The 22842-nt window shown below is 66.6% G+C and carries 22 protein-coding genes and 1 tRNA gene; 10 read left to right on the forward strand and 13 right to left on the reverse strand.

All coding sequences use genetic code 11. The annotated features are described in order from the left end of the window. The first annotated feature begins 10 nt into the window (after window positions 1-10). Window positions 11-1321 (forward strand): lytic murein transglycosylase, encoded by a 1311-nt coding sequence (locus tag GH815_RS01230; RefSeq protein ID WP_153746904.1) that lies wholly within the window; start codon window positions 11-13, stop codon window positions 1319-1321. Window positions 1322-1556: 235 nt separating this feature from the next. On the opposite strand, the gene GH815_RS01235 is transcribed toward GH815_RS01230, so the two are convergent. Both GH815_RS01235 and rimO read right to left on the reverse strand, forming a co-directional pair. After that, on the reverse strand, window positions 1557-2666 hold the full coding sequence (locus GH815_RS01235; RefSeq protein ID WP_153746905.1) for a Hint domain-containing protein: 1110 nt from the start codon (window positions 2664-2666) through the stop codon (window positions 1557-1559). 164 nt (window positions 2667-2830) lie between these two features. Beyond that, entirely contained in the window at window positions 2831-4210 is a 1380-nt protein-coding gene (rimO, locus tag GH815_RS01240) for a 30S ribosomal protein S12 methylthiotransferase RimO (protein ID WP_170290270.1), read from the reverse strand. Between the two features lie 106 nt (window positions 4211-4316). On the opposite strand from rimO, the gene GH815_RS01245 reads away from it, so the two are divergent. Both GH815_RS01245 and GH815_RS01250 read left to right on the forward strand, forming a co-directional pair. Next, on the forward strand, window positions 4317-6302 hold the full coding sequence (locus tag GH815_RS01245; RefSeq protein WP_153746907.1) for an AsmA family protein: 1986 nt from the start codon (window positions 4317-4319) through the stop codon (window positions 6300-6302). A gap of 197 nt (window positions 6303-6499) precedes the next feature. Continuing rightward, complete coding sequence (locus GH815_RS01250) at window positions 6500-6823, forward strand: 2Fe-2S iron-sulfur cluster-binding protein (protein WP_153746908.1); 324 nt, start codon at window positions 6500-6502, stop codon at window positions 6821-6823. 313 nt (window positions 6824-7136) lie between these two features. On the opposite strand, the gene GH815_RS01255 is transcribed toward GH815_RS01250, so the two are convergent. Together GH815_RS01255 and GH815_RS01260 are read right to left on the reverse strand one after the other, a co-directional pair. Continuing rightward, a tRNA-Ala gene (locus GH815_RS01255) sits at window positions 7137-7212 on the reverse strand. Window positions 7213-7298: 86 nt separating this feature from the next. Next, on the reverse strand, window positions 7299-7631 hold the full coding sequence (locus tag GH815_RS01260; RefSeq protein ID WP_153746909.1) for a TIGR02300 family protein: 333 nt from the start codon (window positions 7629-7631) through the stop codon (window positions 7299-7301). A gap of 114 nt (window positions 7632-7745) precedes the next feature. Between GH815_RS01260 and GH815_RS01265 the strand changes: the two genes are divergently transcribed. Further along, complete coding sequence (locus GH815_RS01265) at window positions 7746-8438, forward strand: M48 family metallopeptidase (RefSeq protein WP_153746910.1); 693 nt, start codon at window positions 7746-7748, stop codon at window positions 8436-8438. 31 nt (window positions 8439-8469) lie between these two features. Then, window positions 8470-9120 (forward strand): GntR family transcriptional regulator, encoded by a 651-nt coding sequence (locus GH815_RS01270; RefSeq protein WP_153746911.1) that lies wholly within the window; start codon window positions 8470-8472, stop codon window positions 9118-9120. Between the two features lie 7 nt (window positions 9121-9127). On the opposite strand, the gene lpdA is transcribed toward GH815_RS01270, so the two are convergent. From lpdA to GH815_RS01315, 9 genes are all read right to left on the reverse strand, one after another. Continuing rightward, entirely contained in the window at window positions 9128-10516 is a 1389-nt protein-coding gene (gene lpdA / locus GH815_RS01275) for a dihydrolipoyl dehydrogenase (RefSeq protein ID WP_153746912.1), read from the reverse strand. 153 nt (window positions 10517-10669) lie between these two features. Next, window positions 10670-11065, reverse strand: a complete 396-nt coding sequence (locus tag GH815_RS01280; protein WP_153746913.1) for an MAPEG family protein — start codon at window positions 11063-11065, stop codon at window positions 10670-10672. Window positions 11066-11177: 112 nt separating this feature from the next. Beyond that, window positions 11178-11582, reverse strand: a complete 405-nt coding sequence (locus GH815_RS01285; RefSeq protein WP_153746914.1) for a hypothetical protein — start codon at window positions 11580-11582, stop codon at window positions 11178-11180. Next, window positions 11582-13090, reverse strand: a complete 1509-nt coding sequence (gene odhB / locus GH815_RS01290) for a 2-oxoglutarate dehydrogenase complex dihydrolipoyllysine-residue succinyltransferase (protein WP_153746915.1) — start codon at window positions 13088-13090, stop codon at window positions 11582-11584. The genes GH815_RS01285 and odhB overlap by 1 nt, the downstream gene beginning before the upstream one ends. A gap of 4 nt (window positions 13091-13094) precedes the next feature. Further along, complete coding sequence (locus GH815_RS01295) at window positions 13095-16064, reverse strand: 2-oxoglutarate dehydrogenase E1 component (protein ID WP_153746916.1); 2970 nt, start codon at window positions 16062-16064, stop codon at window positions 13095-13097. Window positions 16065-16138: 74 nt separating this feature from the next. Next, the gene (gene sucD, locus GH815_RS01300; RefSeq protein ID WP_153746917.1) at window positions 16139-17023 is read right to left on the reverse strand and encodes a succinate--CoA ligase subunit alpha; all 885 of its coding nucleotides are present in this window, start codon (window positions 17021-17023) and stop codon (window positions 16139-16141) included. 5 nt (window positions 17024-17028) lie between these two features. After that, window positions 17029-18222 (reverse strand): ADP-forming succinate--CoA ligase subunit beta, encoded by a 1194-nt coding sequence (gene sucC / locus GH815_RS01305; protein ID WP_153746918.1) that lies wholly within the window; start codon window positions 18220-18222, stop codon window positions 17029-17031. Window positions 18223-18379: 157 nt separating this feature from the next. Further along, a complete protein-coding gene (mdh, locus tag GH815_RS01310; RefSeq protein WP_153746919.1) occupies window positions 18380-19342 on the reverse strand; it encodes a malate dehydrogenase in 963 nt (320 codons plus the stop codon). Window positions 19343-19572: 230 nt separating this feature from the next. Continuing rightward, window positions 19573-19875 carry a hypothetical protein gene (locus tag GH815_RS01315; RefSeq protein ID WP_153746920.1) on the reverse strand — a complete coding sequence of 101 codons (303 nt, stop codon included), beginning with the start codon at window positions 19873-19875 and terminating at the stop codon, window positions 19573-19575. Here GH815_RS01315 and GH815_RS01320 point away from each other — a divergent pair. From GH815_RS01320 to GH815_RS01340, 5 genes are read left to right on the forward strand one after another with little or no spacing between them, the layout of a single operon-like run. Beyond that, window positions 19874-20047 carry a hypothetical protein gene (locus tag GH815_RS01320; protein ID WP_153746921.1) on the forward strand — a complete coding sequence of 58 codons (174 nt, stop codon included), beginning with the start codon at window positions 19874-19876 and terminating at the stop codon, window positions 20045-20047. The two genes, GH815_RS01315 and GH815_RS01320, sit on opposite strands and share 2 nt — an antisense overlap. 16 nt (window positions 20048-20063) lie before the next feature. Continuing rightward, window positions 20064-20924: an HpcH/HpaI aldolase/citrate lyase family protein gene (locus GH815_RS01325; RefSeq protein WP_153746922.1), complete on the forward strand. Its 861-nt coding sequence runs from the start codon at window positions 20064-20066 to the stop codon at window positions 20922-20924. Further along, a complete protein-coding gene (locus GH815_RS01330; RefSeq protein WP_153746923.1) occupies window positions 20921-21490 on the forward strand; it encodes an NnrU family protein in 570 nt (189 codons plus the stop codon). The genes GH815_RS01325 and GH815_RS01330 overlap by 4 nt, the downstream gene beginning before the upstream one ends. Continuing rightward, the gene (locus GH815_RS01335; protein WP_153746924.1) at window positions 21490-21693 is read left to right on the forward strand and encodes a DUF1737 domain-containing protein; all 204 of its coding nucleotides are present in this window, start codon (window positions 21490-21492) and stop codon (window positions 21691-21693) included. The genes GH815_RS01330 and GH815_RS01335 overlap by 1 nt, the downstream gene beginning before the upstream one ends. Before the next feature lie 4 nt (window positions 21694-21697). After that, window positions 21698-22732: a MaoC family dehydratase gene (locus GH815_RS01340; RefSeq protein WP_153746925.1), complete on the forward strand. Its 1035-nt coding sequence runs from the start codon at window positions 21698-21700 to the stop codon at window positions 22730-22732. The last annotated feature ends 110 nt before the right edge of the window (window positions 22733-22842 follow it).

Genomic DNA, 22842 nt, shown 5'->3' on the forward strand with positions numbered 1-22842 from the left:
GTTCGAGCAGATGCCATTCTCCCCCGCCCGGGCTGCGGCCCTTGTCCCGTTTCTGTGCGCCCTGACGACGACCGCCCCGGCGCTGGCGCTGGAAACCTCGCCCCGCCCGAACCCGCGACCGGCGCTGACCGAGGCGGGGACACAGGCCCGCCCCGTTCTGGTGAAGGAGGCCGCCTTGGACCAGGTGCAGCTATCGACGGCGAATATCGGGTTCCAGCGCTGGATCGAGGGGTTCCGCGCCCGCGCGCTGGCGCAGGGCATCGCGCCCGCGGTCTTTGACCGGGCGTTTCAGGGCGTGCAGTACAATGCCGACGTGATCGGGCGCGACCGCAACCAGGCGGAATTCACCCGCACGATCTGGGACTATCTCGACAGCGCGGCCTCCGAGACCCGGGTGGCCAACGGGCGCGAGGCGCTGGAGCGTCACCGCGCCCTGCTGGAGCGGATCGAGGCGCGTTTCGGCGTCGACAAGGAGGTGGTGGTCGCGATCTGGGGGCTTGAAAGCGCCTATGGAACCTTCCGCGGCACCACGCCGATCATCGAGGCGCTGGCGACACTTGCCTTTGACGGGCGGCGCGGCGCGTTCTTCGAGGACCAGTTGATCGCGGCGCTGAGGATCGTGCAAGCGGGCGATACCGATGCCCGGAACATGACCGGAAGCTGGGCGGGGGCGATGGGACATACCCAGTTCATCCCCACCTCCTATCTGGATTATGCGGTGGATTTCACCGGCGACGGGCGGCGCGACATCTGGGGCGACGACCCGGCCGACGCGCTGGCCTCGACCGCTGCCTATCTGGCGCGGTTCGGCTGGCAGCGCGGGCAGCCCTGGGGGGGCGAGGTGCAGTTGCCGCGCGATTTCGACTACCGGCTGGCGGATCGCAGCGTCAGGCGGATGCCCTCGGACTGGGCGGCACTGGGCGTGCGCGACATGGCCGGGCGCGCGGTGCCCGAGCATGGGCGGGCCTCGATCCTGCTGCCGGCAGGCGCGCGGGGTGCGGCCTTCATGGTCTTTGATAATTTTGCGGTGATCGGGCGCTACAACACGGCGGATGCCTATGTGATCGGGGTGGGGCATCTGTCCGACCGGATCCGGGGCGGCGGGCCGATCCGGTCCGCCTGGCCGCGCGAAGATCGCGCGCTGGTCTTTGCCGAGCGTCAGGAATTGCAGGAACGGCTGACCCGGGCTGGGTTCGATACCAAGGGCGTAGACGGCCGGATCGGGCCGAACACCATCGCCGCGGTGCGCGCCTTTCAGCACGCGGCGGGGATGATTCCGGACGGCTATGCAAGTCTCGATCTGCTGAACCGCCTGCGCTGAACCCGCCCGGGGAGCCGACTGCGTCGGCTGCCTTCGGCGAGGATATTTGAGGCCAGAAGAAGCACAGGTGGACCCCCTGTCCGGGCCTTCCTCGGGGGGGACGGGAAGGGGGGACGGGGGTCTTCTCCTGGCGCGGTCATCGGCGTCCCCGCCTGTACCGCCCTGGCAGACTGGCGGATCAGGGTTAATTTTCCGTTGCCTTCTGTCGCTGGTCTGGGCGGTCGCGCCGGGTGCGTCAGCCGGAGATCCGCGCCTCGGCCCCGCGCGGCGCGCGGGCAAGGCGGTTGGCCAATGCGCGGCGGGTCAGGAAGGGCCGGGTGGGCGGGCCGTAGCGGGCGATGACCTCGTCGCGCGCGATGCCGGGCTGGAACAGGCCGGGAAACAACGGCTCCAGCGTGGCGATGTCCGCCGCCGACAGGGCCTGTTGCGCCATCGGGCCGGGATAGAAGCTTTCGCAGGGCGCCCCTTCGGCAAAGACGATCTGATGGGCGTCGAACATCAGGTGGATATAGGTGATCTCGCGCTTGCCGCGGGCGATGCGGATGGGGCCGCGGGCCAGTTCGGCCAGATGCCCGGCCCGGGCCAGATGGGTGCCGTCGATCAGCATCCCGTGCAGCGGCGAGACCAGAAGATCGCGGCTTGTTCCAAGGCTGCCGCGCGGGATCAGGATCGGGCGCAGGTTCGGCTGCGCGGCCAGTGCGGCGGCGTCGTGATGGGTGCGGCCGATCCAGCGGACGGGCTGGGGACCGTTGTCCAGCGTGACGACCGGATCGCCCGGCGCCAGCGTTTCGACCGGGATATCGCCCCGGGGCGTGCGGATCGCGGTGCCCGTGGTCAGACAGTTCGCGAAGCTGCCGAGATAGCGCACGGCGCCCAGCTTGGCGTTGTTGTCGAAGACGCTGTCGACGGTCAGCGACCGGATCGGTTTCGCCTCGAGCGCGATCTGGGTTGCGTTGTAGCTGAGCGACGGGACCAGGTAGAGACGGCCGACCGTGTCCTGCATCAGCACGAGCGGAAGTGTTGTCGAGGTGCCGTCGACATAGGTGAGGGTGGCGTTGTAGCCCACCGTTGCATCGACCTGCCGGGGCGCGCCACCATCGATCCTGAAGGTGTCGTATTTCATGACACCGAAATAGTCGTTCCTGGTATCATAGGTGGTCGTATCGCCGTGGCCGAAATAATCGGCCGAAAAAGTCTGGATATTGTTGGCAAGCGCGTTTCCCGGCCCGCCAAAGGTCGTGCCGACAAGATTGGCGGCGTTCTCGGTGACGTTGCTCGTCTCGTCGGCATCCAGCCGCGCGAAGGAGCCCAGATAGATGACCTGGAAGGTTGTTCCCGTCGCCATGTCGTCCTGGACCCTTGTTCCTGCGGGTTCGTGGAGCGCGGTCCGGAGCCTGTTGGTCGACAGGTCCGCAACGCCCGATTCGGTGCATGCTTGGCGCCGAATCTTCCATGGCGGGCCTTAACGTCGGGTCACTGCCGGGCAGGATATGGGGCGCGGGCGGCGCCTTACGGGCCGACGAGCCGTCCCCAGAGATCATACTCCCCCGCCTCGTCCACATCCACCGTCACGATATCGCCCGGCGCCAGCCCCCCGGTGTCCTCGTCGATGAACAGGCAGCCGTCGATCTCGGGCGCGTCGGCCATGCTGCGGCAGGTGGCGATGCCGTCGGCATCCACCTCGTCGACGATGACCTGAAGCCGCTGGCCGACCTTTGCGGCCAGCTTCGCCTCGGAGATCGCCTGCGCCTTCTCCATGAAGCGGTGCCAGCGTTCATCCTTGACCGCGTCGGGGACGTGATCGGGCAGGGCGTTCGACCGGGCACCGGCGACATTCTCGTAGCGAAAGCAGCCCACGCGATCCAGTTGCGCCTCGTCCAGCCAGTCGAGCAGGGTCTGGAACTCGGCCTCGGTCTCGCCCGGAAAGCCCACGATGAAGGTGGAGCGCAGCGCCAGATCGGGACAGTCGCGCCGCCAGGCTGCGATCTCGTCCAGCGTCTTCGCCGCCGCCGCCGGGCGGGCCATGCGTTTGAGCGTGTCGGGATGGGCATGCTGGAACGGGATGTCGAGGTAGGGCAGCACCAACCTCTCGGCCATCAGCGGGATCAGCTCGCGCACATGCGGGTAGGGATAGACGTAATGCAGCCGCACCCACGCGCCGAGCGAGCCGAGGTCGCGGGCCAGATCGGTGATGTGGGCGCGGTGGCCGCGGTCGGTGGCATGTTTCAGGTCCAGCCCATAGGCCGATGTGTCCTGGCTGATGACGAGCAGTTCGCGGACCCCCGCCTCGACCAGCCGTTCGGCCTCGCGCAGAACGGCGTGCGCCGGGCGCGAGACGAGCCGCCCGCGCATGTCGGGGATGATGCAGAACCGGCAGGCGTGATTGCAGCCTTCGGAGATCTTGAGATAGCTGTAATGGCGTGGTGTCAGCGTCACGCCCGAGGCGGGCAACAGATCCACGAACGGATCGGGATCGGGCGGCACGGCGGCGTGGACCGCATCCAGCACCTGTTCGTACTGGTGCGGCCCCGTGACCGCCAGAACCGTGGGATGCGCGCCGGTGACATAGCCGGGCTCGGCGCCCAGGCAGCCCGTCACGATCACCCGGCCGTTTTCCTTCAGCGCCTCGCCGATCGCCTCCAGGCTTTCGGCCTTGGCGGAATCAAGGAAACCGCAGGTGTTCACGATCACCGCATCCGCCCCCGCGTAATCGGGGCTGATCGCATAGCCTTCGGCGCGCAGGCGCGTCAGGATCCGTTCGCTGTCCACCAGCGCCTTGGGACAGCCAAGGCTGACCATGCCGATGGTCGGCTGGCCGGGGCGGGGGGGATCCTCGATCCGGGGGCGGGGGGCGCGGTCGGGGCGCAGGTCGGGCGGGTTCGTTACCATGGGGCGCATATAGCGATGCGCGCGGTCGCGGGAAAGTGGGGAACCCGCGCTTGCCCCGGCGCGTGCGCTGCGCCTAGTCTGGGGCAGGACAACCGAAAGGTGCGCCATGCGCTGGATCATCCGTCTGGTTCTTGCCGTTGTCGTTCTGGCCGGGCTGTTCGTGGGCGGGCTGTTCCTGCTGCCCGCCGACAAGGTGGCGGCGCTGGTGCAGGATCAGGTACGCAGCGCGACCGGGCGCGAACTGACGCTGTCGGGGCGGCTCAGCCCCTCGCTCTGGCCCGAGATCGGGGTGGCGACGGGGCCGGTCACGCTGTCCAATGCCGACTGGTCCGATGCAGGCCCGATGCTGGCGGCCGAGGGGCTGTCGGTCGGGCTGGACCTGAAGGCGCTGATCGGCGGGCAGATCGTGATCCGCGAGATCGTGGCGCAATCGCCCCGGATCGTGCTGGAACGTGCGGCGGACGGGCGGGCGAACTGGCTGTTCGAGACGGGCGCCCCGGCGCCTGAAACGGCCGGGGCTGGCGGCGAGGGCAAGCCCGCGCGCGGCTTCACGCTGGATATGGCGCGGGTCGTCGATGGCAGTTTCGTCTATCTCGACCGCGCAGCCGGCACGCGCACGGAACTTGCCGGGGTCGATGCGACGCTGGCCATGCCCAGTGCCGATGGCCCCGCACGGATCGAGGTCAAGGCGGCTCTGAACGGCCAGCCACTGAGCGCCACGGCGCAGGTCGCGCAGCTTGCGGAATTCACCGGTGGGGCGGTTTCGGACCTGTCGCTTGACGCGGCGCTGGGCGGCGCGCGGCTTGTCTTTGACGGGCGGTCCGGTCTGGTGCCGCTTTCTGCCGAAGGCGCGGTCGATGCCGATCTGTCCGACCTGCGCGCGATATTTGCCGCGCTGGGCCAACCCGCGCCGACCGTGCCGGGGCGGCAAATAGGCGTCAAGGGGCAGATGCGATACACCCCCCAGAACACGCTGCATCTGCGCGAGGGCGTGCTGCGCCAGGATGGCAATTTGCTGTCCGGGTCGGCCGATCTGGCGCTGTCGGGCAAGCCGCGGCTGACCGGGCAATTCACCGCCGGGGCGCTGGATCTGACCGCGCTGACGGGCGGCGGATCGGGGACCGGGGCGGGCGCGGGCGGTGGCGGCGGGGGGGGCTGGTCCACCGCGCCGATCGACCTGTCGGGGCTTGGCGCGCTTGATGCCGAGGTGACGCTGGCCGCGCAATCCGTCGATCTGGGCGGCACAAGGCTTGGCCCCACGCGGATCGCCGCGACACTGACCGACCGTCGCCTGGTGCTAGACCTGCGCGAGGTGCAGGCCCATGGCGGTCGGATCACCGGCAATGTCGTGCTGAACGGGCGCGGCGGCACCTCGGTCGGCGGCGATCTGACTGTGGCGGGCGTGGCGATGCAGACGCTTCTGCGCGAGCTTGCCGATTACGACCGGCTGATCGGGCAGGGCGATCTGCGGCTGCAATTCCTGGGCTCGGGCGGGTCGATGGCGGCGATCATGAACAGCCTGTCGGGGTCCGGCTCGCTGCGGCTGGGCAAGGGCGAACTGCGCGGGCTGGATATAGCGGGGATGATCCGCACGCTTGACCTGGGCTATGTCGGCGAGGGCGCAAAGACCATTTTCGACGGGATCACCGCCAGTTTCACCATCGACCAGGGCGTGCTGCGCAATGACGACATGGTACTGGCCGCGCCGCTGCTGACCGCGACCGGCGCGGGCCGGGTGGGGATCGGGGCGCGCACGCTTGACTATCGCGTGGTGTCGCGGGCGCTGTCGGATAGCGGCGGGGCGGGCGGCATCCGCGTGCCGCTGCTGATCTCGGGCAGCTGGGCTAATCCGCGCTACCGGCTGGATCTGGAAGCCATCGCGCGCGAGCGGCTGGAACTGGACGAGCAGAAGAAGGCCATCGAGGAAAAGGCCCGTGCAGCCGCGAAGAAGGCCGAAGAGGACGCCAAGGCCCGTGCGGCAAGGGAACTGGGCGTCGAGGCCGGCGAGGGCGCGCGGATCGAGGATGCGGCCCGCCGCAAGCTTGAGGAGGAGGCGAAGAAGGGGCTCAGGCGGCTTCTGGGCGGCAATTGAACCGCACCCTTCCCCAGCCCGACCAGTCCGGCCAGCGGCCCGGCCTGGCACGCTGAAAACACCCTGTTCCTGCTGGATTTCCGACAACCGCAAACCGCTCTCACGCTGCCTTTCTGGCGGCGTCGCCTTTCGCTGGAAAATCCCGCAAGCCTCGCTTATGTGGGGCCTCGATCCGGAACAGAGGAGGCAAGCCCGGCATGGCGAAGATCACCTATATCGAGTTCAACGGCACCCCGCATGTGGTCGAGGTCGCCAACGGGCTGACCGTCATGGAGGGCGCCCGCGACAACGCCATCCCCGGCATCGACGCCGATTGCGGCGGTGCCTGCGCCTGTTCGACCTGCCATGCCTATATCCATCCCGACTGGGTCGACCGGCTGCCCCCCATCGAGGAGATGGAAGCCGACATGCTCGATTTCGCCTATGAAACCGACCCCAAACGCTCGCGGCTGACCTGTCAGATCAAGGTCACCGATGCGCTGGACGGGTTGATCGTGCAGATGCCCGAAAAGCAGATCTGACGCACCCGGCGGCCGCTTCTGGCGGCCGCCCGGTCATTCCCGGTGTTCCGGCCCCAATTTCTCGCGGCAAGTGCCGGTTAGAACGGTGCCCGGCTGCAAAGCCCCCGTCCCCTGTCAACGCTCTGATTGTGGCCCACTGGCAAGCCGCGCGGTCGCGTTCCGGATGACATGTTGCAGACACATCCGGACCGCCTGCCCGGCAGACGACATCCACGGCGCATGTCAGGCCAGTTGCACGGACCTGACCGAAAGCACCTTGTCGGCCCGGCTGAACCTCTGCCCGGTGCCTCAAACGTCAATGAAACGGAAGGGTTGGTGGAGCCAAGGGGGATCGAACCCCTGACCTCTTGCATGCCATGCAAGCGCTCTCCCAGCTGAGCTATGGCCCCGTTCCGGTTGCGGCCCCTCGGGACCGCCCGGGTGTCTTATGGAAGCTGCGGGACGAGTTCAAGCGAAAAAATCGTCCCGCGCCCTGTCATGTTTCGTCGTCGTCATCGGCGGACATGTCCGCCAGATCGTCCAGCGAAACATTGTCGTCATCGTCGTCCAGCACGTCGTCGCCCAGATCGACATCGGTCGCGTCATCGTCGTCGATCACGGCGTCATCGGTGTCCAGATCGTCATCGGGAATGGCCTTGGCAGGCGCCGCCTTCTCGGCCAGCAGCGTCCGGCTCTTGCCCGCCATCAGGCTTTCCAGCGAGAAGCTGTTGGCGCAGGCGGGGCAGGTCATCGGGTTGCGCTGAAGGTCGTAGAAGCGGGTCGCGCAACTTGGGCAAACGCGCTTTACGCCCCATTCTTCCTTTGGCATGGAGGTCCTCTCGGGGGTAACGTCTTTTTGCGGTTGCAGCCACCTGCCACAAGTCCCCCGACGTGTCAAAGCCCTTTTGGGATGCTATGGAAACGCGCAACGGACGAGGCAGAGATGGACAGCACACGCCTTCCCGGCGATCCCCCGCTCGAGATCGCGCTGCGCCGCTCGGCGCGGGCGCGGCGCTATTCGCTGCGCGTCTCGCAGCTTGACGGGCGGGTGACGCTGACCCTGCCCCGCCGCGCGCCGATCGCCGAGGGGCTGGCCTTCCTGCGCGAGAAGGAGGACTGGATTCGCGGCCACCTTGCGGCGCGCCCCGAGGATCACGCCGTCGCGCTTGGTGGCTCGGTGCCGTTCCGCGGTCGAGCGCTGCCCATCGTGGCCGGAACCGGCCGCGCGCCGCGGCTGATCGACGAGGCGCTGGCCGTGCCCGGCCCCGCGGCGGGCGTGGCGGGCCGGGTGCAGGCCTTTCTGCGGAGCGAGGCGCGCGCGGCACTGGCCGAGGCGGTGGACCGCCATGCAGGCGCGCTTGGCCGGCCCTATGGGCGGCTGACGCTGCGCGACACCCGCTCTCGCTGGGGATCCTGCACGTCGCGGGGGGATCTGATGTTTTCCTGGCGGCTGATCATGGCGCCGCCGCAGGTGCTGGATTACGTCGCCGCGCATGAGGTCGCGCATCTGGCCGAGATGAATCATTCCCCGGCCTACTGGGCCGTGGTGCGTCGGCTGATGCCCGACTATGCCGCGCCGCGGTCTTGGCTGCGCGCGAACGGGGCGGCGCTGCATCGGGTGCGCTTCGGCGATTGACGTTTGACGCCGCCGTGATCACAGTCGTTCCATGCTGATCCAGACCCGGCCGGGCGAGACGGGCACCGCGGCCCATGACCGGCTCTACCGCACGCTCAGAACCCAGATCATGCACGGGGAACTGACCCCCGGGGCAGCGCTGACGCTGCGCGGGATCGGGCGGCAATTCGGCGTGTCGATGACGCCTGCGCGCGAGGCGGTGCGCCGGCTGGTGGCCGAGGGGGCGCTGACCCTGTCCTCCTCGGGCCGGGTCGCGACGCCGGAACTGTCGAACGAGCGGATCGAGGAACTGGCCGCCCTGCGCGCCCTGCTGGAGCCGGAACTGGCCAGCCGCGCCCTGCCGCGCGCGCATATGGCGCTGATCGAGCGGATGCAGAAGATCAATGCCGAGATCGGCGAGACGGTGGCGCGCGGCGATGCGGTGGGCTTCATCCGCACCAATCTGGAGTTTCACCGCGCGCTTTACCTGCGCGCGCAGGCGCCCGCGATGCTGGCCATGGCCGAAACCGTCTGGCTGCAACTCGGCCCCACCATGCGCGCGCTTTACGGGCGGCTCGGCCGGACCGAACCGCCGCAGCACCACCGGATGATCCTGGCGGCGCTGCGGGCGGGGGATGAACCCGCGCTGCGGCTGGCGATCCGGACCGATGTGACCCAGGGGCTGCGGATGCTGGCCACCTGATCGGGGGCTAGCTGTGGATCGCCCCGTCGCCGCAGGCCAGCGCCGCCTCGCGCACCGCCTCGGAACAGGTCGGATGGGCGTGGCAGGTGCGGGCGAGGTCTTCGGCAGAGGCGCCGAATTCCATCGCGACGCAGATCTCGTGGATCAGCTCGCCCGCATTTGGGCCCAGGATATGGGCGCCGAGGATGCGGTCGGTCTGGGCATCGGCGAGGATCTTGACAAAGCCATCCGCGGCGAACATCGCCTTGGCCCGGCCATTGCCCATGAACGAGAACTTGCCGACCTTGTAGGCCCGGCCTGATTCCTTCAGGCTGTCCTCGGTCGCGCCGACCGCCGCCACTTCGGGCGCGGTATAGATCACGCCGGGGATGACCGCGTAATTCACATGGCCTTTTTGGCCCGCAAGGATCTCGGCCACCGCCATTCCCTCGTCCTCGGCCTTGTGGGCGAGCATGGGGCCCTCGATCGCGTCGCCGATGGCGTAAAGGCCGGGGACCGATGTGCGATAGTGCGGATCAGTGGCGATCTGGCCGTGTTGGGTCAGCGCCACGCCCAGCGCATCAAGGCCCAGACCCTGGGTGAAGGGTTTGCGCCCCGTGGCCACCAGAACGGTATCGGCATCCACCTGATGTTCGCTGTCATCCTTGCGCAGCCGGTAGGTGACCCTGGCCTTGGTCCTGAGCGCCTCGGCAGACTGGACGGCAGCGCCGGTGATGATCTCGAGCCCCTGTTTCTTGAGCAGGGACCGGAAGCTGCGGGCGATTTCGCTGTCGAGCCCGGGGGTGATCTGGTCGAGATATTCCAGCACCGTCACCTGCGCGCCGAGACGGGCATAGACGGAGCCCAGTTCCAGCCCGATCACGCCTGCGCCGATCACGACCAGTTTCTTCGGGATCTTCGGCAAGCTGAGCGCGCCGGTCGAGGAGACGATCAGCTTCTCGTCGATCTCGACTCCGGGAATGGTGGCGGGTTCGGAACCTGTTGCGATCACGATGTTTTTCGCCTTGTGGGTCTCGTCGCCGACGGTGACCAGCCCGGGCTCGGGGATCGTGGCCCAGCCCTTGATCCAGTCCACCTTGTTCTTCTTGAACAGGAATTCGATGCCCTTGGTGTTCTGGGCGATGACCTCGTCCTTGTAGGCGAGCATCTGTTGCCAGTCGACCTTGGGGGGGGCGCCCTTGAGCCCCATCTTCTCGAAATTATGTTGCGATTCATGGAGTTGGTGGGAGGCATGCAGCAGCGCCTTGGAGGGGATGCAGCCGACATTCAGGCAGGTGCCGCCCAGCGTCTCGCGGCCCTCGACGCAGGCGGTTTTCAGGCCCAGTTGGGCGCAGCGGATGGCGCAGACATAGCCGCCGGGGCCGGCGCCGATGATGATCACGTCATAGCTTGCCATTGGGCTCTCCTTTGCCGGATCTGGCGATATGAATTCCGTATGATGCCCATATGAGATCCACATGAGCTTTTCGGGCCGGGGCAGGGGGGCTGTCTGCACCCCGCCGCGGCGCTGCCGCGGCCCCCCCCGAGGATATTTCCGGCCAGAAGAAGATCACAGCAGGGCTGCGAGCGTCATCAGGAGCGTGGCGAAGAACCCCACGGCCCAGAGGATCGACCGGCCGGGCACCCAGCCGCGGACATAGGCCGGGACATAGAGGATGCGGGCGCCGAGATAGGTGAAGGCGCAGATGGCGGTGAAGAGCGAGGACTGGCCCGAGAGGGTGACCAGCGCGGTGGCGGCGGTGAAGAGGATCAGCGCCTCGAAATGGTTGTTCAGCGCGCGTTGTAGCCGCGCGGTGCGCGGCGAGAGCGGCCGTTCGGGCGGCGTGTCGCGCGTGCCCGCGGTGTAGTTGGCGCCCAGTTCCATATTGGCGGGGATGGCCAGCAGGACAAGCTGGACCGCCTGGAGCAGGATGGCGAGGGCGAGGGCGGTGAGTTCGGGGGTCATTCCGTCGCGTCCCGGGCTTGACCCGGGACCTCCTGGTTCGGGGTGCGGGCGAGGCCCCGGATCAGGTCCGGGGCGGGGTGAGACAAGTTAACAAAGGCGCTCGGCTTAACGGTCATCTTGCTTGAACGCCGTCCAGGACTGTCCAAACCCCAAATGAAAACGCTGCCAGAGAAATGGTTGCTAGACCAACGTAAGCTGGCACAACGAACCAGTCGGCAAGAGCGGATTTCCCAGTGTAGGGATTTGCAGTCAAAGCAACCAAGTAAGCAACCGCGATATCCGCGAACGCAGATATTATGCCCGCAAGAAAGCAAAGCATGGAAAACTTGATTGCACTCAAGGGAACGGAGAATGCTGTCTGCGCTGTGGCATTACCCAGGAAGGTTAGAAGAACAACGAAGGCGCCACTATTCAAAGTAATTAGCGCTTTGAGCGCAAAAATACCTATTTCACGCACAACCTGAATAGACGCGCGGTACCATTCCGCTCGGACTTTTTCCTCTGTAATTTCTTCCATCACAAATCCATCAACAGCCTTCTCGGATCCTCCAGAGCCTCCTTCACGCGGACGAGGAAGGTCACCGCCCCCTTGCCGTCGACGATGCGGTGGTCGTAGCTGAGCGCGAGGTACATCATCGGGCGGATGACGATCTGGCCGGCGACGACCACGGGGCGGTCCTGGATCTTGTGCATCCCCAGGATGCCCGATTGCGGCGGGTTGAGGATGGGCGAGGACATCAGCGAGCCGTAGACGCCGCCATTCGAGATGGTGAAGGTGCCGCCCTGCATCTCGGCCATGGACAGCTTGCCGTCGCGGGCGCGGATGCCGAGTTCGGCGATGCGTTTCTCGATCTCGGCGAAGCCCATGGCGTGGGCATTGCGCAGCACCGGCACGACGAGGCCCGAGGGCGTGCCGACGGCGATGCCCATATGGACGAATTGCTTGTAGACGATGTCGGTGCCGTCGATCTCGGCATTGACCTCGGGCACTTCGGCGAGCGCGTGGCAGCAGGCCTTGGTGAAGAAGGACATGAAGCCGAGTTTGACGCCGTGCTTCTTTTCGAACAGATCCTTGTATTCCTTGCGCAGCGCCATGACGCCGGACATGTCGATCTCGTTATAGGTGGTCAGCATCGCCGCGCTGTTCTGCGCGTCCTTGAGCCGGCGCGCGATGGTCTGGCGCAGGCGGGTCATGCGCACCCGTTCCTCGCGCGCGGCATCCTCGGCGGGGATGGGGGCGCGGGCGGCGTCGGGGGCGGGTCTGGGCGGTTCGGCGGGTCTGGGGGCGGGTTTCGGGGCCTCGGCGGCGCGCATGACATCCTCTTTCATGATGCGGCCGTCGCGGCCGGAGCCGGTCACGGCATCGGGGGAGAGGCCCTTTTCGGCCATCAGTTTCTTCGCCGAGGGGGCGTGTTCGATATCCTTGCCGGTGGTCGGGGCGGGCGCTTCGGCGGGTTCGGGGGCGGGTTTGGGCGCGGGGGATGCGGCGGCGCCTTCGCCCGCGATCAGGGTGGCCAGTCGGGCGCCCGCGGCAACGGTGGCGCCTTCGGCGGCGAGGATCGCGCCCAGGGTTCCGGCGGCAGGCGCCGGCACCTCGACCGAGACCTTGTCGGTTTCCAGTTCGCACAGGATCTCGTCCCGCTCGACATGGTCGCCCGGGGCCTTGAACCAGGTCGAGACGGTCGCCTCGGCCACGCTTTCGCCGAGCGTGGGGACCATGACGGCGATTTCCTGCGCGGCGGGCGCGGGGGCGGAGGCAGCGGCGGGGCTGCGGGCGGCCTTGGCAGCGGCCTCGACGATGGTGGCGAGAAGGGCATCGACCGAGACGGTCTCGCCCTCCGGCGCCACGATCTCGCCGAGCGTTCCGGCGGTGGGCGCGGGCACCTCGACCGTTACCTTGTCGGTTTCCAGTTCGCACAGCATCTCGTCAGCGGCGACGGCATCGCCGGGTTTCTTGAACCAGGTGGCGACGGTGGCTTCGGTGACGCTTTCGCCCAGGGTGGGCACACGGACTTCTGTGGACATGGGATCACCCTTCGATGGTGAGCGCGTCGTTGACGAGCGCGGCTTGCTGGGCCTTGTGCTGGCTGGCGAGCCCGGTGGCGGGCGAGGCGGCGGCGGGGCGGCCCGCATAGCGCGGGCGGTGGTGCTTCGCGTCGATGCGCGTCAGCACCCATTCGAGATTGGGCTCGATGAAGGTCCAGGCGCCCTGGTTCTTGGGCTCTTCCTGGCACCAGACGATTTCGGCGTCGTGGAAGCGTTCCAGTTCCTTGACCAGGCTGAGCGCGGGGAAGGGATAGAACTGTTCGAGCCGCAGGAGATAGACATCGTCCAGTCCGCGGGCGTCGCGTTCTTCCAGCAGGTCATAATAGACCTTTCCCGAGCAGATCACGACGCGGCGGATTTCGGAATCGGGTTTCAGCTTGACCTGCGCATTGCCATGTTCGGCGTCGTCCCAGAGCACGCGGTGGAAGGAAGATCCGGTCAGGAATTCGCTGGCTTCGGACACTGCAAGCCGATGGCGCAACAGCGATTTCGGCGTCATCAGGATCAGCGGCTTGCGGAAGCTGCGGTGAAGCTGCCGGCGCAGGATGTGGAAGTAATTGGCGGGCGTCGAGCAATTGGCGACGATCCAGTTATCCTCGGCCGAGAGTTGCAGGAAGCGTTCCAGACGGGCGGAACTGTGTTCCGGGCCCTGCCCCTCAAACCCGTGGGGCAGCAGGACGACAAGGCCCGACATGCGCAGCCATTTGCGTTCGCCGGAACTGATGAACTGGTCGAACATGATCTGCGCGCCATTGGCGAAATCGCCGAATTGCGCCTCCCACATCACCAGCGCATTGGGTTCGGCCAGCGAATAGCCGTATTCGAAGCCCAGAACCGCATATTCCGACAGCATCGAGTCGATGACGTCGTATTTCGCCTGGCCCTTGCGGATATGGTTCAGCGGGAAATACCGTTCCTCGGTGTTCTGGTCGATCAGCGCGGAATGGCGTTGCGAGAACGTGCCGCGGATCGAATCCTGGCCTGCCAGACGCACGGGGTAACCTTCGGTCAGCAGGCTGCCGAAGGCCAGCGCCTCGGCCGTGGCCCAGTCAAAGCCCTTGCCAGAATTGAACATTTCGCGCTTTGCGTCAAGCAGCCGACCCACCGTCTTGTGCAGGTCGAAGCCCTGCGGCACCAGCGTCAGCGCCTGGCCGATTTCCTGCATCGTCTCTTCCGAGATCGCGGTTTCGCCGCGCTGGTATTCGTCGCCGCCGCCGCGCTTGATATGCGACCAGCGGCCATCCAGCCAGTCTGCCTTGTTCGGCTTGTAGTCCCTGCCGGCGTCGAATTCCTCGTTCAGATGCGACTGGAACGCGGCCTTCATGTCCTCGATCTCGCCTTCGGGGATCAGCCCGTCGGCGACCAGACGTTCGGTATAGAGTTGCAGCGTCGATTTGTGCTTCTTGATCTTCTGATACATCAGGGGATTGGTGAACATCGGTTCATCCCCCTCGTTATGGCCGAAGCGGCGATAGCAGAACATGTCGATGACCACGTCCTTGCTGAATTTCTGGCGGAATTCGGTGGCCACCTTGGCGGCATGGACCACCGCCTCGGGATCGTCGCCATTGACGTGGAAGATCGGCGCCTCGACCATCAGCGCGATATCGGTGGGATAGGGCGAGGAGCGGCTGAAATGCGGCGCGGTGGTGAAGCCGATCTGGTTGTTCACCACGATATGGATCGTCCCGCCGGTGCGGTGGCCCACCAGCCCCGACATGCCGAAACATTCGGCCACGACGCCCTGACCGGCAAAGGCCGCATCGCCATGCAGCAGCAGCGGCAGCACGGTCTTGCGCTCGCGGTCACCCGCCTGTTCCTGCTTGGCGCGCGTCTTGCCCAGCACCACGGGGTTCACCGCCTCCAGGTGGCTGGGATTGGCGGTCAGCGACAGGTGGACGATATTGCCGTCGAATTCGCGGTCCGAGCTGGCGCCGAGGTGGTATTTCACATCGCCCGAACCGTCGACATCCTCGGGTTTGAAGCTGCCGCCCTGGAATTCGTGAAAGATCGCGCGATAGGGCTTGCCCATCACATTGGCCAGCACGCTGAGCCGCCCCCGGTGCGGCATGCCGATGGCGATTTCCTTGACCCCCAGCGCACCGCCGCGCTTGATGATCTGTTCCATCGCCGGGATCAGCGCCTCGCCGCCGTCAAGGCCGAACCGCTTGGTGCCCATGTACTTGACATGCAGGAACTTCTCGAAGCCCTCGGCCTCGACCAGCTTGTTCAGGATCGCGCGGCGGCCTTCGCGGGTGAACTTGATTTCCTTGCCGTACCCCTCGATCCGTTCCTTCAGCCAGGCGGATTGCTCGGGGTCGGAAATATGCATGTATTGCAGCGCGAAGGTGCCGCAATAGGTGCGCTGCACGATGGCCAGGATCTCGCGGATCGAGGCGACCTGAAGCCCCAGCACGTTGTCGATGAACACCGGCCGGTCCATGTCGGCATCGGTAAAGCCGTAGGAACCGGGGTCAAGCTCGGGATGGGGGGTGTCGTTGCGCAGCCCCAGCGGATCAAGATCGGCAACCAGATGGCCGCGGATGCGGTAGGCGCGGATCAGCATCAGCGCGCGGATCGAGTCGAGCACCGCGCGTTTCACCTCGTCATCGGTGACCTTGACGCCCTGTGCCTCGGCCTTCTCGCGGATCTTCACCTCGGCGGCGCGGGCCTCGCTGACCGGGGGCAGGCCGGGCCATTGGCCATCCAGCGCCGCCGTCAGGTCGTCATTGGGCGCGGGCGGCCAGTCGCGGCGCGCCCAGCTTGGCCCTGCCGCCTCGCGCTTGACCGAAACCTCGTCATCGCCGAGATCGGCGAAGAAGCGGCGCCATTGCTCGTCGACATTGTCGGGGTCATTGGCGTAGCGGGCGTAAAGCTGTTCCACATACTCGGCATTGTGCCCTTGCAGGAAGGACGAGGCGTGGAAGGTGGAATTGGGGCTCTGCTCGGTCATGGGATCCTCCCTCGGGGGTCGTGCGCTGTCCGGCCTGGGGGTTCCCGCCCCGCGGCCGGACGCAGGTCTTCAGCTCATGCCTTCATCGCGGCCAGCACCGCCTCGCCCAGGCGGGCGGGGCTGTCGGCCACGACGACACCAGCGGCTTTCATCGCGTCGATCTTGTCCTCGGCGCCGCCCTTGCCGCCCGCGACGATGGCACCCGCATGGCCCATCCGCCTGCCCGGAGGCGCGGTGCGGCCCGCGATGAAGCCCGCGACGGGTTTCCTGCGGCCCTTCTTGGCTTCGTCCCGCAGGAACTGGGCGGCTTCCTCCTCGGCCGAGCCGCCGATCTCGCCGATCATGATGATCGCCTCGGTCTCGTCATCGGCCAGGAACCATTCCAGCACGTCGATATGCTCGGTCCCCTTGATCGGGTCGCCGCCGATGCCGACGCAGGTGGATTGGCCGAGCCCGACATCGGTGGTCTGCTTGACCGCCTCGTAGGTCAGCGTGCCCGAGCGGGAGACCACGCCCACCTTGCCGCGGCGGTGGATATGGCCGGGCATGATGCCGATCTTGCAGGCGCCGGGGGTGATGACGCCGGGGCAGTTCGGCCCGATCAGGATCGAGTCCGAGCCCGCCAGCGCGCGCTTGACCGTCATCATGTCGAGCACCGGGATGCCTTCGGTGATGCAGACGATCAGCGGAATCTTCGCGTCGATGGCCTCCAGGATCGAATCCGCGGCAAAGGGCGGGGGCACATAGATCACCGTGGCATTTGCACCGGTCTTGGCCACCGCCTCGTGGCAGGAATCGAAGACCGGCAGGTCGAGATGCTTCTGGCCCCCTTTGCCCGGCGTCACGCCGCCGACCATGCGGGTTCCGTAGGCGATGGCCTGTTCGGAGTGGAAGGTGCCCTGCGATCCGGTGAAGCCCTGGCAGATCACCTTGGTGTTTTCGTCAACGAGAACGGCCATTCGCCTTACCCCTTCACCGCTTTGACAATCTTTTCCGCCGCATCCGACAGGTCGTCCGCCGCGATCACGTCGAGGCCGGAGGTGTTGAGGATGTCCTTGCCCTTCTCGACATTGGTGCCTTCGAGGCGGACCACCAGCGGCACTTTCAGGCCGACCTCGCGGACGGCTTCGACCACGCCTTCGGCGATCACGTCGCAGCGCATGATGCCGCCGAAGATGTTCACCAGGATCCCCTTCACGTTCGGGTCCGAGGTGATGATCTTGAACGCTTCGGTCACCTTCTCGCGGGTGGCGCCGCCGCCCACGTCGAGGAAGTTGGCCGGTTCCGCACCGTAAAGCTTGATGATGTCCATGGTCGCCATGGCCAGGCCCGCGCCGTTGACCATGCAGCCGATCTCGCCATCGAGCGCGATGTAGTTCAGGTCGTGCTTGGAGGCGGCAAGTTCCTTGGGGTCTTCCTCGGTCTCGTCGCGCAGGGCGAGGATGTCGTCATGGCGGTACAGCGCGTTCGAGTCGAAGCCCATCTTGGCGTCGAGGCATTTCAGATCGCCCTCGTCGCTGACGATCAGCGGGTTGATCTCGATCATCTCGCAATCCTTGTCGAGGAACAGCTTGTAAAGCTGGCCCAGAAGGGTCGAGCATTGCTTGATCTGCTTGCCTTCGAGCCCGAGGGAAAAGGCGACGCGGCGGCCGTGCCAGGGCTGGTAGCCGGTCACGGGGTCGATGGTGAAGGACAGGATGCGCTCGGGCGTCTTTGCCGCCACTTCCTCGATGTCCATGCCGCCCTCGGTCGAGCAGACAACGGCGATGCGGCTCGACTGCCGGTCGACCAGCAGCGCAAGGTAAAGCTCGCGCGCGATTTCCGAGCCGTCCTCGAAATAGACGCGGCCGACCTGCTTGCCGACCGGGCCGGTCTGGTGGGTGACAAGCGTGCGGCCCAGCATCTTGCGCGCTTCCTCGGCGGCCTCGCCGACCGAGCGGGCCAGACGCACGCCGCCCTTCTCGCCCGCCTCGGACTCGATGAAGCGGCCCTTGCCGCGGCCGCCGGCGTGGATCTGCGCCTTGACCACCCAGAGCGGGCCGTCAAGTTCGCCCGCGATGGTCTTGGCCTCTTCGGCGCGGGTGACCACATGGCCTTTCGACACCGGTACGCCATAGCTGCGCAGAAGGGCCTTGGCCTGGTATTCGTGGATGTTCATCACGCTGTCCCATGCTGATGCGTTTTGTCGCCTCTAAGCATGGAACGGGTCGTCGCGAAACGGTTTTCGGTCGGGGGCGGCGGGATTTCGCGAAGTTTTCGGTGTTTGTGATCACACCTTGGAAAAGTGTGATCACAAACTGTTTTTCGTCCGGCCGTCAGGCCAGCGTGGGGTCGATTCCCTGGCAGGCCTCGACCAGCCCGCGCACCGCGGCAACCGAATTGTCGAACATCTCCTGCTCGGCGCGGTCGAGCTTGATCTCGACGATCCGCTCGATGCCGCCCGCGCCGATGATGGTGGGCACGCCGACATACATCCCCTTGAGCCCATAGGCCCCCGACACCCAGGCCGCGCAGGGCAGCAGGCGCTTCTGGTCCTTCAGATAGGCCTCGGCCATCTCGATGGCACTGGTGGCCGGCGCGTAATAGGCCGAGCCGGTCTTGAGCAGGCCGACGATCTCGGCGCCGCCGTCGCGGGTGCGCTGCACGATGGCGTCCAGCTTCTCTTTCGTGGTCCAGCCCATGTCCACCAGATCGGGCAGCGGCACGCCGCCGACGGTGGAATAGCGCACAAGCGGTACCATCGTGTCGCCATGGCCGCCCAGAACGAAGGCGGTGACATCCTTCATCGAGACGTCGAATTCCAGGCTCAGGAAATGGCGGAAGCGCGCGCTGTCCAGCACGCCGGCCATGCCCACGACCTTCTCATGCGGCAGGCCCGAGAATTCGCGCAGCGCCCAGACCATCGCATCCAGCGGGTTGGTGATGCAGATCACGAAGGCGTCGGGGGCGTGGTCGCGGATGCCCTCGCCCACGGATTTCATCACCTTGAGGTTGATGCCCAACAGGTCGTCGCGGCTCATCCCCGGTTTGCGCGGCACGCCCGCGGTGACGATGCAGACATCGGCGCCCGCGATGTCGGCGTAATCATTGGTGCCCTTGAGCCGTGCATCGAACCGCTCGGACGGGCCGGATTCGGCGATGTCCAGCGCCTTGCCCTGCGGCACCCCCTCGGCGATGTCGAAAAGCACGACGTCGCCCAGTTCCTTGATCGCGGCGAGATGGGCGAGCGTGCCCCCGATCTGCCCCGCGCCGATCAATGCGATCTTGGGTCTGGCCATAAGTCTGTTCCCCGTCTGTTGGTTTCGGCGCGATGGGTAAGCCTTTGGCGGCCAGCGCGCAAGACCGCCGCGGCGCGGCGCACCGGGCGGGGACAGGGGGGAACGGGGGAAAGGGTTCTGCGCCAAGGCGTTGCGGGCGGGGCAGGCGATTGGCCGGGGGGCGCCGTGGTCGGGCGGTATGCGGGCGGCGCGGCCCGGTCGGGGGCCGGGCCGTGCTGATTCTGCCGGGCTCAGGTGCCTTCGCCGGGGATCAGGCTTTCATTGACGCTCTGCCAGGCTTCGCCGCTGGCGATCAGGCAGGTCACGCCCGAGGGCAGGGTGCCGGTGATCGTCCAGGTGCCGGTCTCGGGATTGGCGTGGACCTCGACCACCGCGTTGTTGGCGGCCAGCCCGAGGGCCTGGCGTGCCTCGCCATATTGCTCGGCCAGAGCCGCCATGACCGCATCGCGCGGCGCGCATTGGGGGGCGGTTTCGGCCTGAACCGGCAGGGGCAGGGCAAGAAGCAGGGCGGCAAGCGCAAGGGGGCGGGTCATGGGCAAGGCTCCGTTCGGGATGGCTGTCGGCGCCGAACCTGCCGGGGAAAGCGCAACAAAGCCTGAGGGCAGCGCGCGCTGCTCTGCATCGCAGCGCAAGATTTTTCTGCGGCGCGGCGAAATGGGGGTTGCGGAATATGTCCCCGTTATGGTGATTGGCGCAACAAAATGACCCGAGGGGAGAATCAATGGACCCGCGTGCCCGCCCGTTCCGTTCCGTTCTCTACATCCCGGCCTCCAAGGCACGTGCGCTGGAAAAGGCCCGGACGCTGCCGGCCGATGCGATCATCTTCGATCTCGAGGATGCCGTCGCCCCCGAGGAAAAGCGCGCCGCCCGCGACCTGCTGGCCGAGGCGCTGCGCGAGGGCGGCTATGGCGCGCGCTTCCTGATCGTACGCGTCAATGGGCTGGACAGCGAATGGGGCGCCGATGACGTGGCTGCGATGCGCGGTGTCGGTGCCGATGCGATCTTGCTGCCCAAGGTCGAGACCACGGCGCAACTGGATGCGCTGGGCGATGCGATTCCGGGGGTGGGTCTCTGGGCGATGATCGAGACGCCGCGCGGCGTGCTGAACGCCCCGGCGCTGGCCGCACATCCCCGCGTCGGCGGTTTCGTGATGGGCACCAACGATCTGGCCAAGGAACTGGGCTGCCGCACCCGGTCGGACCGGCTGGCGCTGATCGCGAGCCTCAGCCAGTGCCTGCTGGCCGCGCGCGCCCATGGGATCGTGGCCATCGACGGGGTCTACAATGCCTTCCGCCACGAGGAAGGGCTGTGGGCGGAATGCGAGCAGGGGCGCGATCTGGGCTTTGACGGCAAGAGCCTGATCCATCCCGACCAGATCGCCATCGCCAATGCCACCTTCGCGCCCACCTCCGAAGAGATCGAACTGTCGCGCCGCCAGATCGCCGCTTTCGACGAGGCGCGCAAGCGAGGGCTGGGCATCGCCGTTGTGGATGGCCGCATCGTCGAGAATCTGCATATCGTCACGGCACGGAAGACGCTCGCCAAGGCGGCGGCGATCGCGCAACTGGAGGCCGTTTCATGACCCTGCTTATCCTCGGAGTTCTGCTCTGGAGCTTTGCCCATCTGTTCAAGCGGCTGTTCCCCGGCCCGCGTGCCGCGCTGGACGATCGCTTCGGCGCGGCCTCCAAGGCGTTCTTTGCCGTGCCGCTGGTGCTGTCGGTGGTGCTGATGGTGATGGGCTATCGCGGCAATACCGCCCCCGACATCTATCAGACGCCCGGTTTCATGGTGCATCTGAACAACACGCTGATGCTGCTGGCCGTGGTGTTCTTCGGTGTCGGCAACTCGAAAAGCCGGGCGCGGCAATTGTTCCGCCACCCGATGCTTTACGGCGTGATGACTTGGTCGGTGGCGCATCTGCTGGTGAACGGCGATCTGGCGTCCATCGTGCTGTTCGGCGGTCTGCTGGTCTGGGCGATTGCCGAGGTGGTGCTGATCAACGCGAAGGAGCCGGTCACGACCTGGCGCGGCGGCAGCCTGGGGGGTGACATCAAGCTGGGGTTGATCTCGATCCTGCTCTACCTGGTGATCCTGTGGGTGCATAACTGGCTGGGCGCCTGGCCCCTGCCGGTGCCGGGCGCGGCCTGATGCGGGCCTATCGTCTGCTGACCGAAGAGGATACCGCCGCCTTCTGCCACAAGGTGACAGAGGCGCTGTCCAAGGGCTGGGAACTGTACGGCTCGCCCGCCTATGCGCATGACCCGGCGACGGGCAGGATGCGCTGCGCGCAAGCCGTGGTGAAGGATGTGCCGGGGCTCTACGCCCCGGACGTGAAGCTGGGAGAGTTGTAAGGTCATGGTCAAGACCAACCCGGGGCGTTTCTTCGAGGATTATCACGTCGGTCAGGTGATCGCGCATGCCGTGCCGCGCACCCTGTCGGGCGGCGAGCGGGCGCTGTATCATGCGCTTTATCCGGCGCGGCACGCGCTTTATTCCTCGGATGCCTTTGCGCAATCCTGCGGGCTGCCCGCCGCGCCGATGGACGACCTGATCGCGTTCCATACCGTCTTTGGCAAGACCGTGCCCGATATCAGCCTGAACGCCATCGCCAATCTGGGCTATGCCGAGGGGCGCTGGCACCGGCCGGTCTGGCCCGGCGACACGCTGCGTTCGGAATCCGAGGTGATCGGGCTCAAGGAAAACTCGAACGGCAAGTCGGGTGTGGTCTGGGTGCGCACGCGGGGGCTGAACCAGCGCGGCGAACTGGTGATGGACTATGTCCGTTGGGTGATGGTGCGCAAGCGCGATGCCGCAGCACCCGCGCCCGAAACCGTGGTGCCGGTGCTGGCGGATTCGGTTGCGCCGAATGATCTGGTGCTGCCCGAGGGGCTGGATTTCACGGATTACGATTTCACACTGGCGGGCGACCCGCATCGCTGGGGCGATTACGCGGTGGGCGAGATCATCGACCATGTGGACGGCGTGACGGTCGAGGAGGCCGAACACATGCTGGCCACGCGGCTGTGGCAGAACACCGCCAAGGTGCATTTCGACGCGACCGTGCGCGAGGATGGGCGGCGGCTGATCTATGGTGGCCATGTCATAAGCCTGGCGCGGACCTTGTCCTTCAACGGTCTGGCCAATGCGCAGATGATCGTGGGTCTGAACGCGGGCGCCCATGCCAATCCCTGCTTTGCCGGCGACACCGTTCGCGCCTGGTCCCAGGTGCTGGACAAGGCCGAGACGGCCGCCCCCGGGGTCGGCGCGCTGCGGCTGCGGCTGGTCGCGGTCAAGTCGGGCGGCGTTCCGGGCGCGTTGCGCGGTGAGGACGGGAAATACCTGCCCGATGTCCTGCTCGACCTCGACTACTGGGCGTTGATCCCGATCTGAGGGTCGGCTGCCGGGTTGTGATCACAGTGCTGCGGCATGTGATCACAAAGCCCGGTTTTTTCCCCGGAGCGACAAAAAATTCCGCCCCGATCCCGGCGCAAGCCGTGACA

Source organism: Rhodovulum strictum, assembly GCF_009649175.1.
Taxonomy (GTDB): domain Bacteria; phylum Pseudomonadota; class Alphaproteobacteria; order Rhodobacterales; family Rhodobacteraceae; genus Rhodovulum; species Rhodovulum strictum.

Coding starts and splice junctions, on each gene's coding strand:
- GH815_RS01265 (WP_153746910.1), top strand. CDS start 7,746: ATGGACAGCACACGCCTTCCCGGCGATCCCCCGCTCGAGATCGCGCTG.
- rimO (WP_170290270.1), bottom strand. CDS start 4,210: ATGGTAACGAACCCGCCCGACCTGCGCCCCGACCGCGCCCCCCGCCCC.
- GH815_RS01330 (WP_153746923.1), top strand. CDS start 20,921: ATGACCCTGCTTATCCTCGGAGTTCTGCTCTGGAGCTTTGCCCATCTG.
- GH815_RS01315 (WP_153746920.1), bottom strand. CDS start 19,875: ATGACCCGCCCCCTTGCGCTTGCCGCCCTGCTTCTTGCCCTGCCCCTG.
- GH815_RS01270 (WP_153746911.1), top strand. CDS start 8,470: ATGCTGATCCAGACCCGGCCGGGCGAGACGGGCACCGCGGCCCATGAC.
- GH815_RS01295 (WP_153746916.1), bottom strand. CDS start 16,064: ATGACCGAGCAGAGCCCCAATTCCACCTTCCACGCCTCGTCCTTCCTG.
- sucC (WP_153746918.1), bottom strand. CDS start 18,222: ATGAACATCCACGAATACCAGGCCAAGGCCCTTCTGCGCAGCTATGGC.
- odhB (WP_153746915.1), bottom strand. CDS start 13,090: ATGTCCACAGAAGTCCGTGTGCCCACCCTGGGCGAAAGCGTCACCGAA.
- mdh (WP_153746919.1), bottom strand. CDS start 19,342: ATGGCCAGACCCAAGATCGCATTGATCGGCGCGGGGCAGATCGGGGGC.
- GH815_RS01235 (WP_153746905.1), bottom strand. CDS start 2,666: ATGGCGACGGGAACAACCTTCCAGGTCATCTATCTGGGCTCCTTCGCG.
- GH815_RS01250 (WP_153746908.1), top strand. CDS start 6,500: ATGGCGAAGATCACCTATATCGAGTTCAACGGCACCCCGCATGTGGTC.
- GH815_RS01230 (WP_153746904.1), top strand. CDS start 11: ATGCCATTCTCCCCCGCCCGGGCTGCGGCCCTTGTCCCGTTTCTGTGC.
- GH815_RS01285 (WP_153746914.1), bottom strand. CDS start 11,582: ATGGAAGAAATTACAGAGGAAAAAGTCCGAGCGGAATGGTACCGCGCG.
- lpdA (WP_153746912.1), bottom strand. CDS start 10,516: ATGGCAAGCTATGACGTGATCATCATCGGCGCCGGCCCCGGCGGCTAT.
- GH815_RS01335 (WP_153746924.1), top strand. CDS start 21,490: ATGCGGGCCTATCGTCTGCTGACCGAAGAGGATACCGCCGCCTTCTGC.
- GH815_RS01320 (WP_153746921.1), top strand. CDS start 19,874: ATGGGCAAGGCTCCGTTCGGGATGGCTGTCGGCGCCGAACCTGCCGGG.
- GH815_RS01280 (WP_153746913.1), bottom strand. CDS start 11,065: ATGACCCCCGAACTCACCGCCCTCGCCCTCGCCATCCTGCTCCAGGCG.
- GH815_RS01325 (WP_153746922.1), top strand. CDS start 20,064: ATGGACCCGCGTGCCCGCCCGTTCCGTTCCGTTCTCTACATCCCGGCC.
- GH815_RS01245 (WP_153746907.1), top strand. CDS start 4,317: ATGCGCTGGATCATCCGTCTGGTTCTTGCCGTTGTCGTTCTGGCCGGG.
- GH815_RS01260 (WP_153746909.1), bottom strand. CDS start 7,631: ATGCCAAAGGAAGAATGGGGCGTAAAGCGCGTTTGCCCAAGTTGCGCG.
- sucD (WP_153746917.1), bottom strand. CDS start 17,023: ATGGCCGTTCTCGTTGACGAAAACACCAAGGTGATCTGCCAGGGCTTC.
- GH815_RS01340 (WP_153746925.1), top strand. CDS start 21,698: ATGGTCAAGACCAACCCGGGGCGTTTCTTCGAGGATTATCACGTCGGT.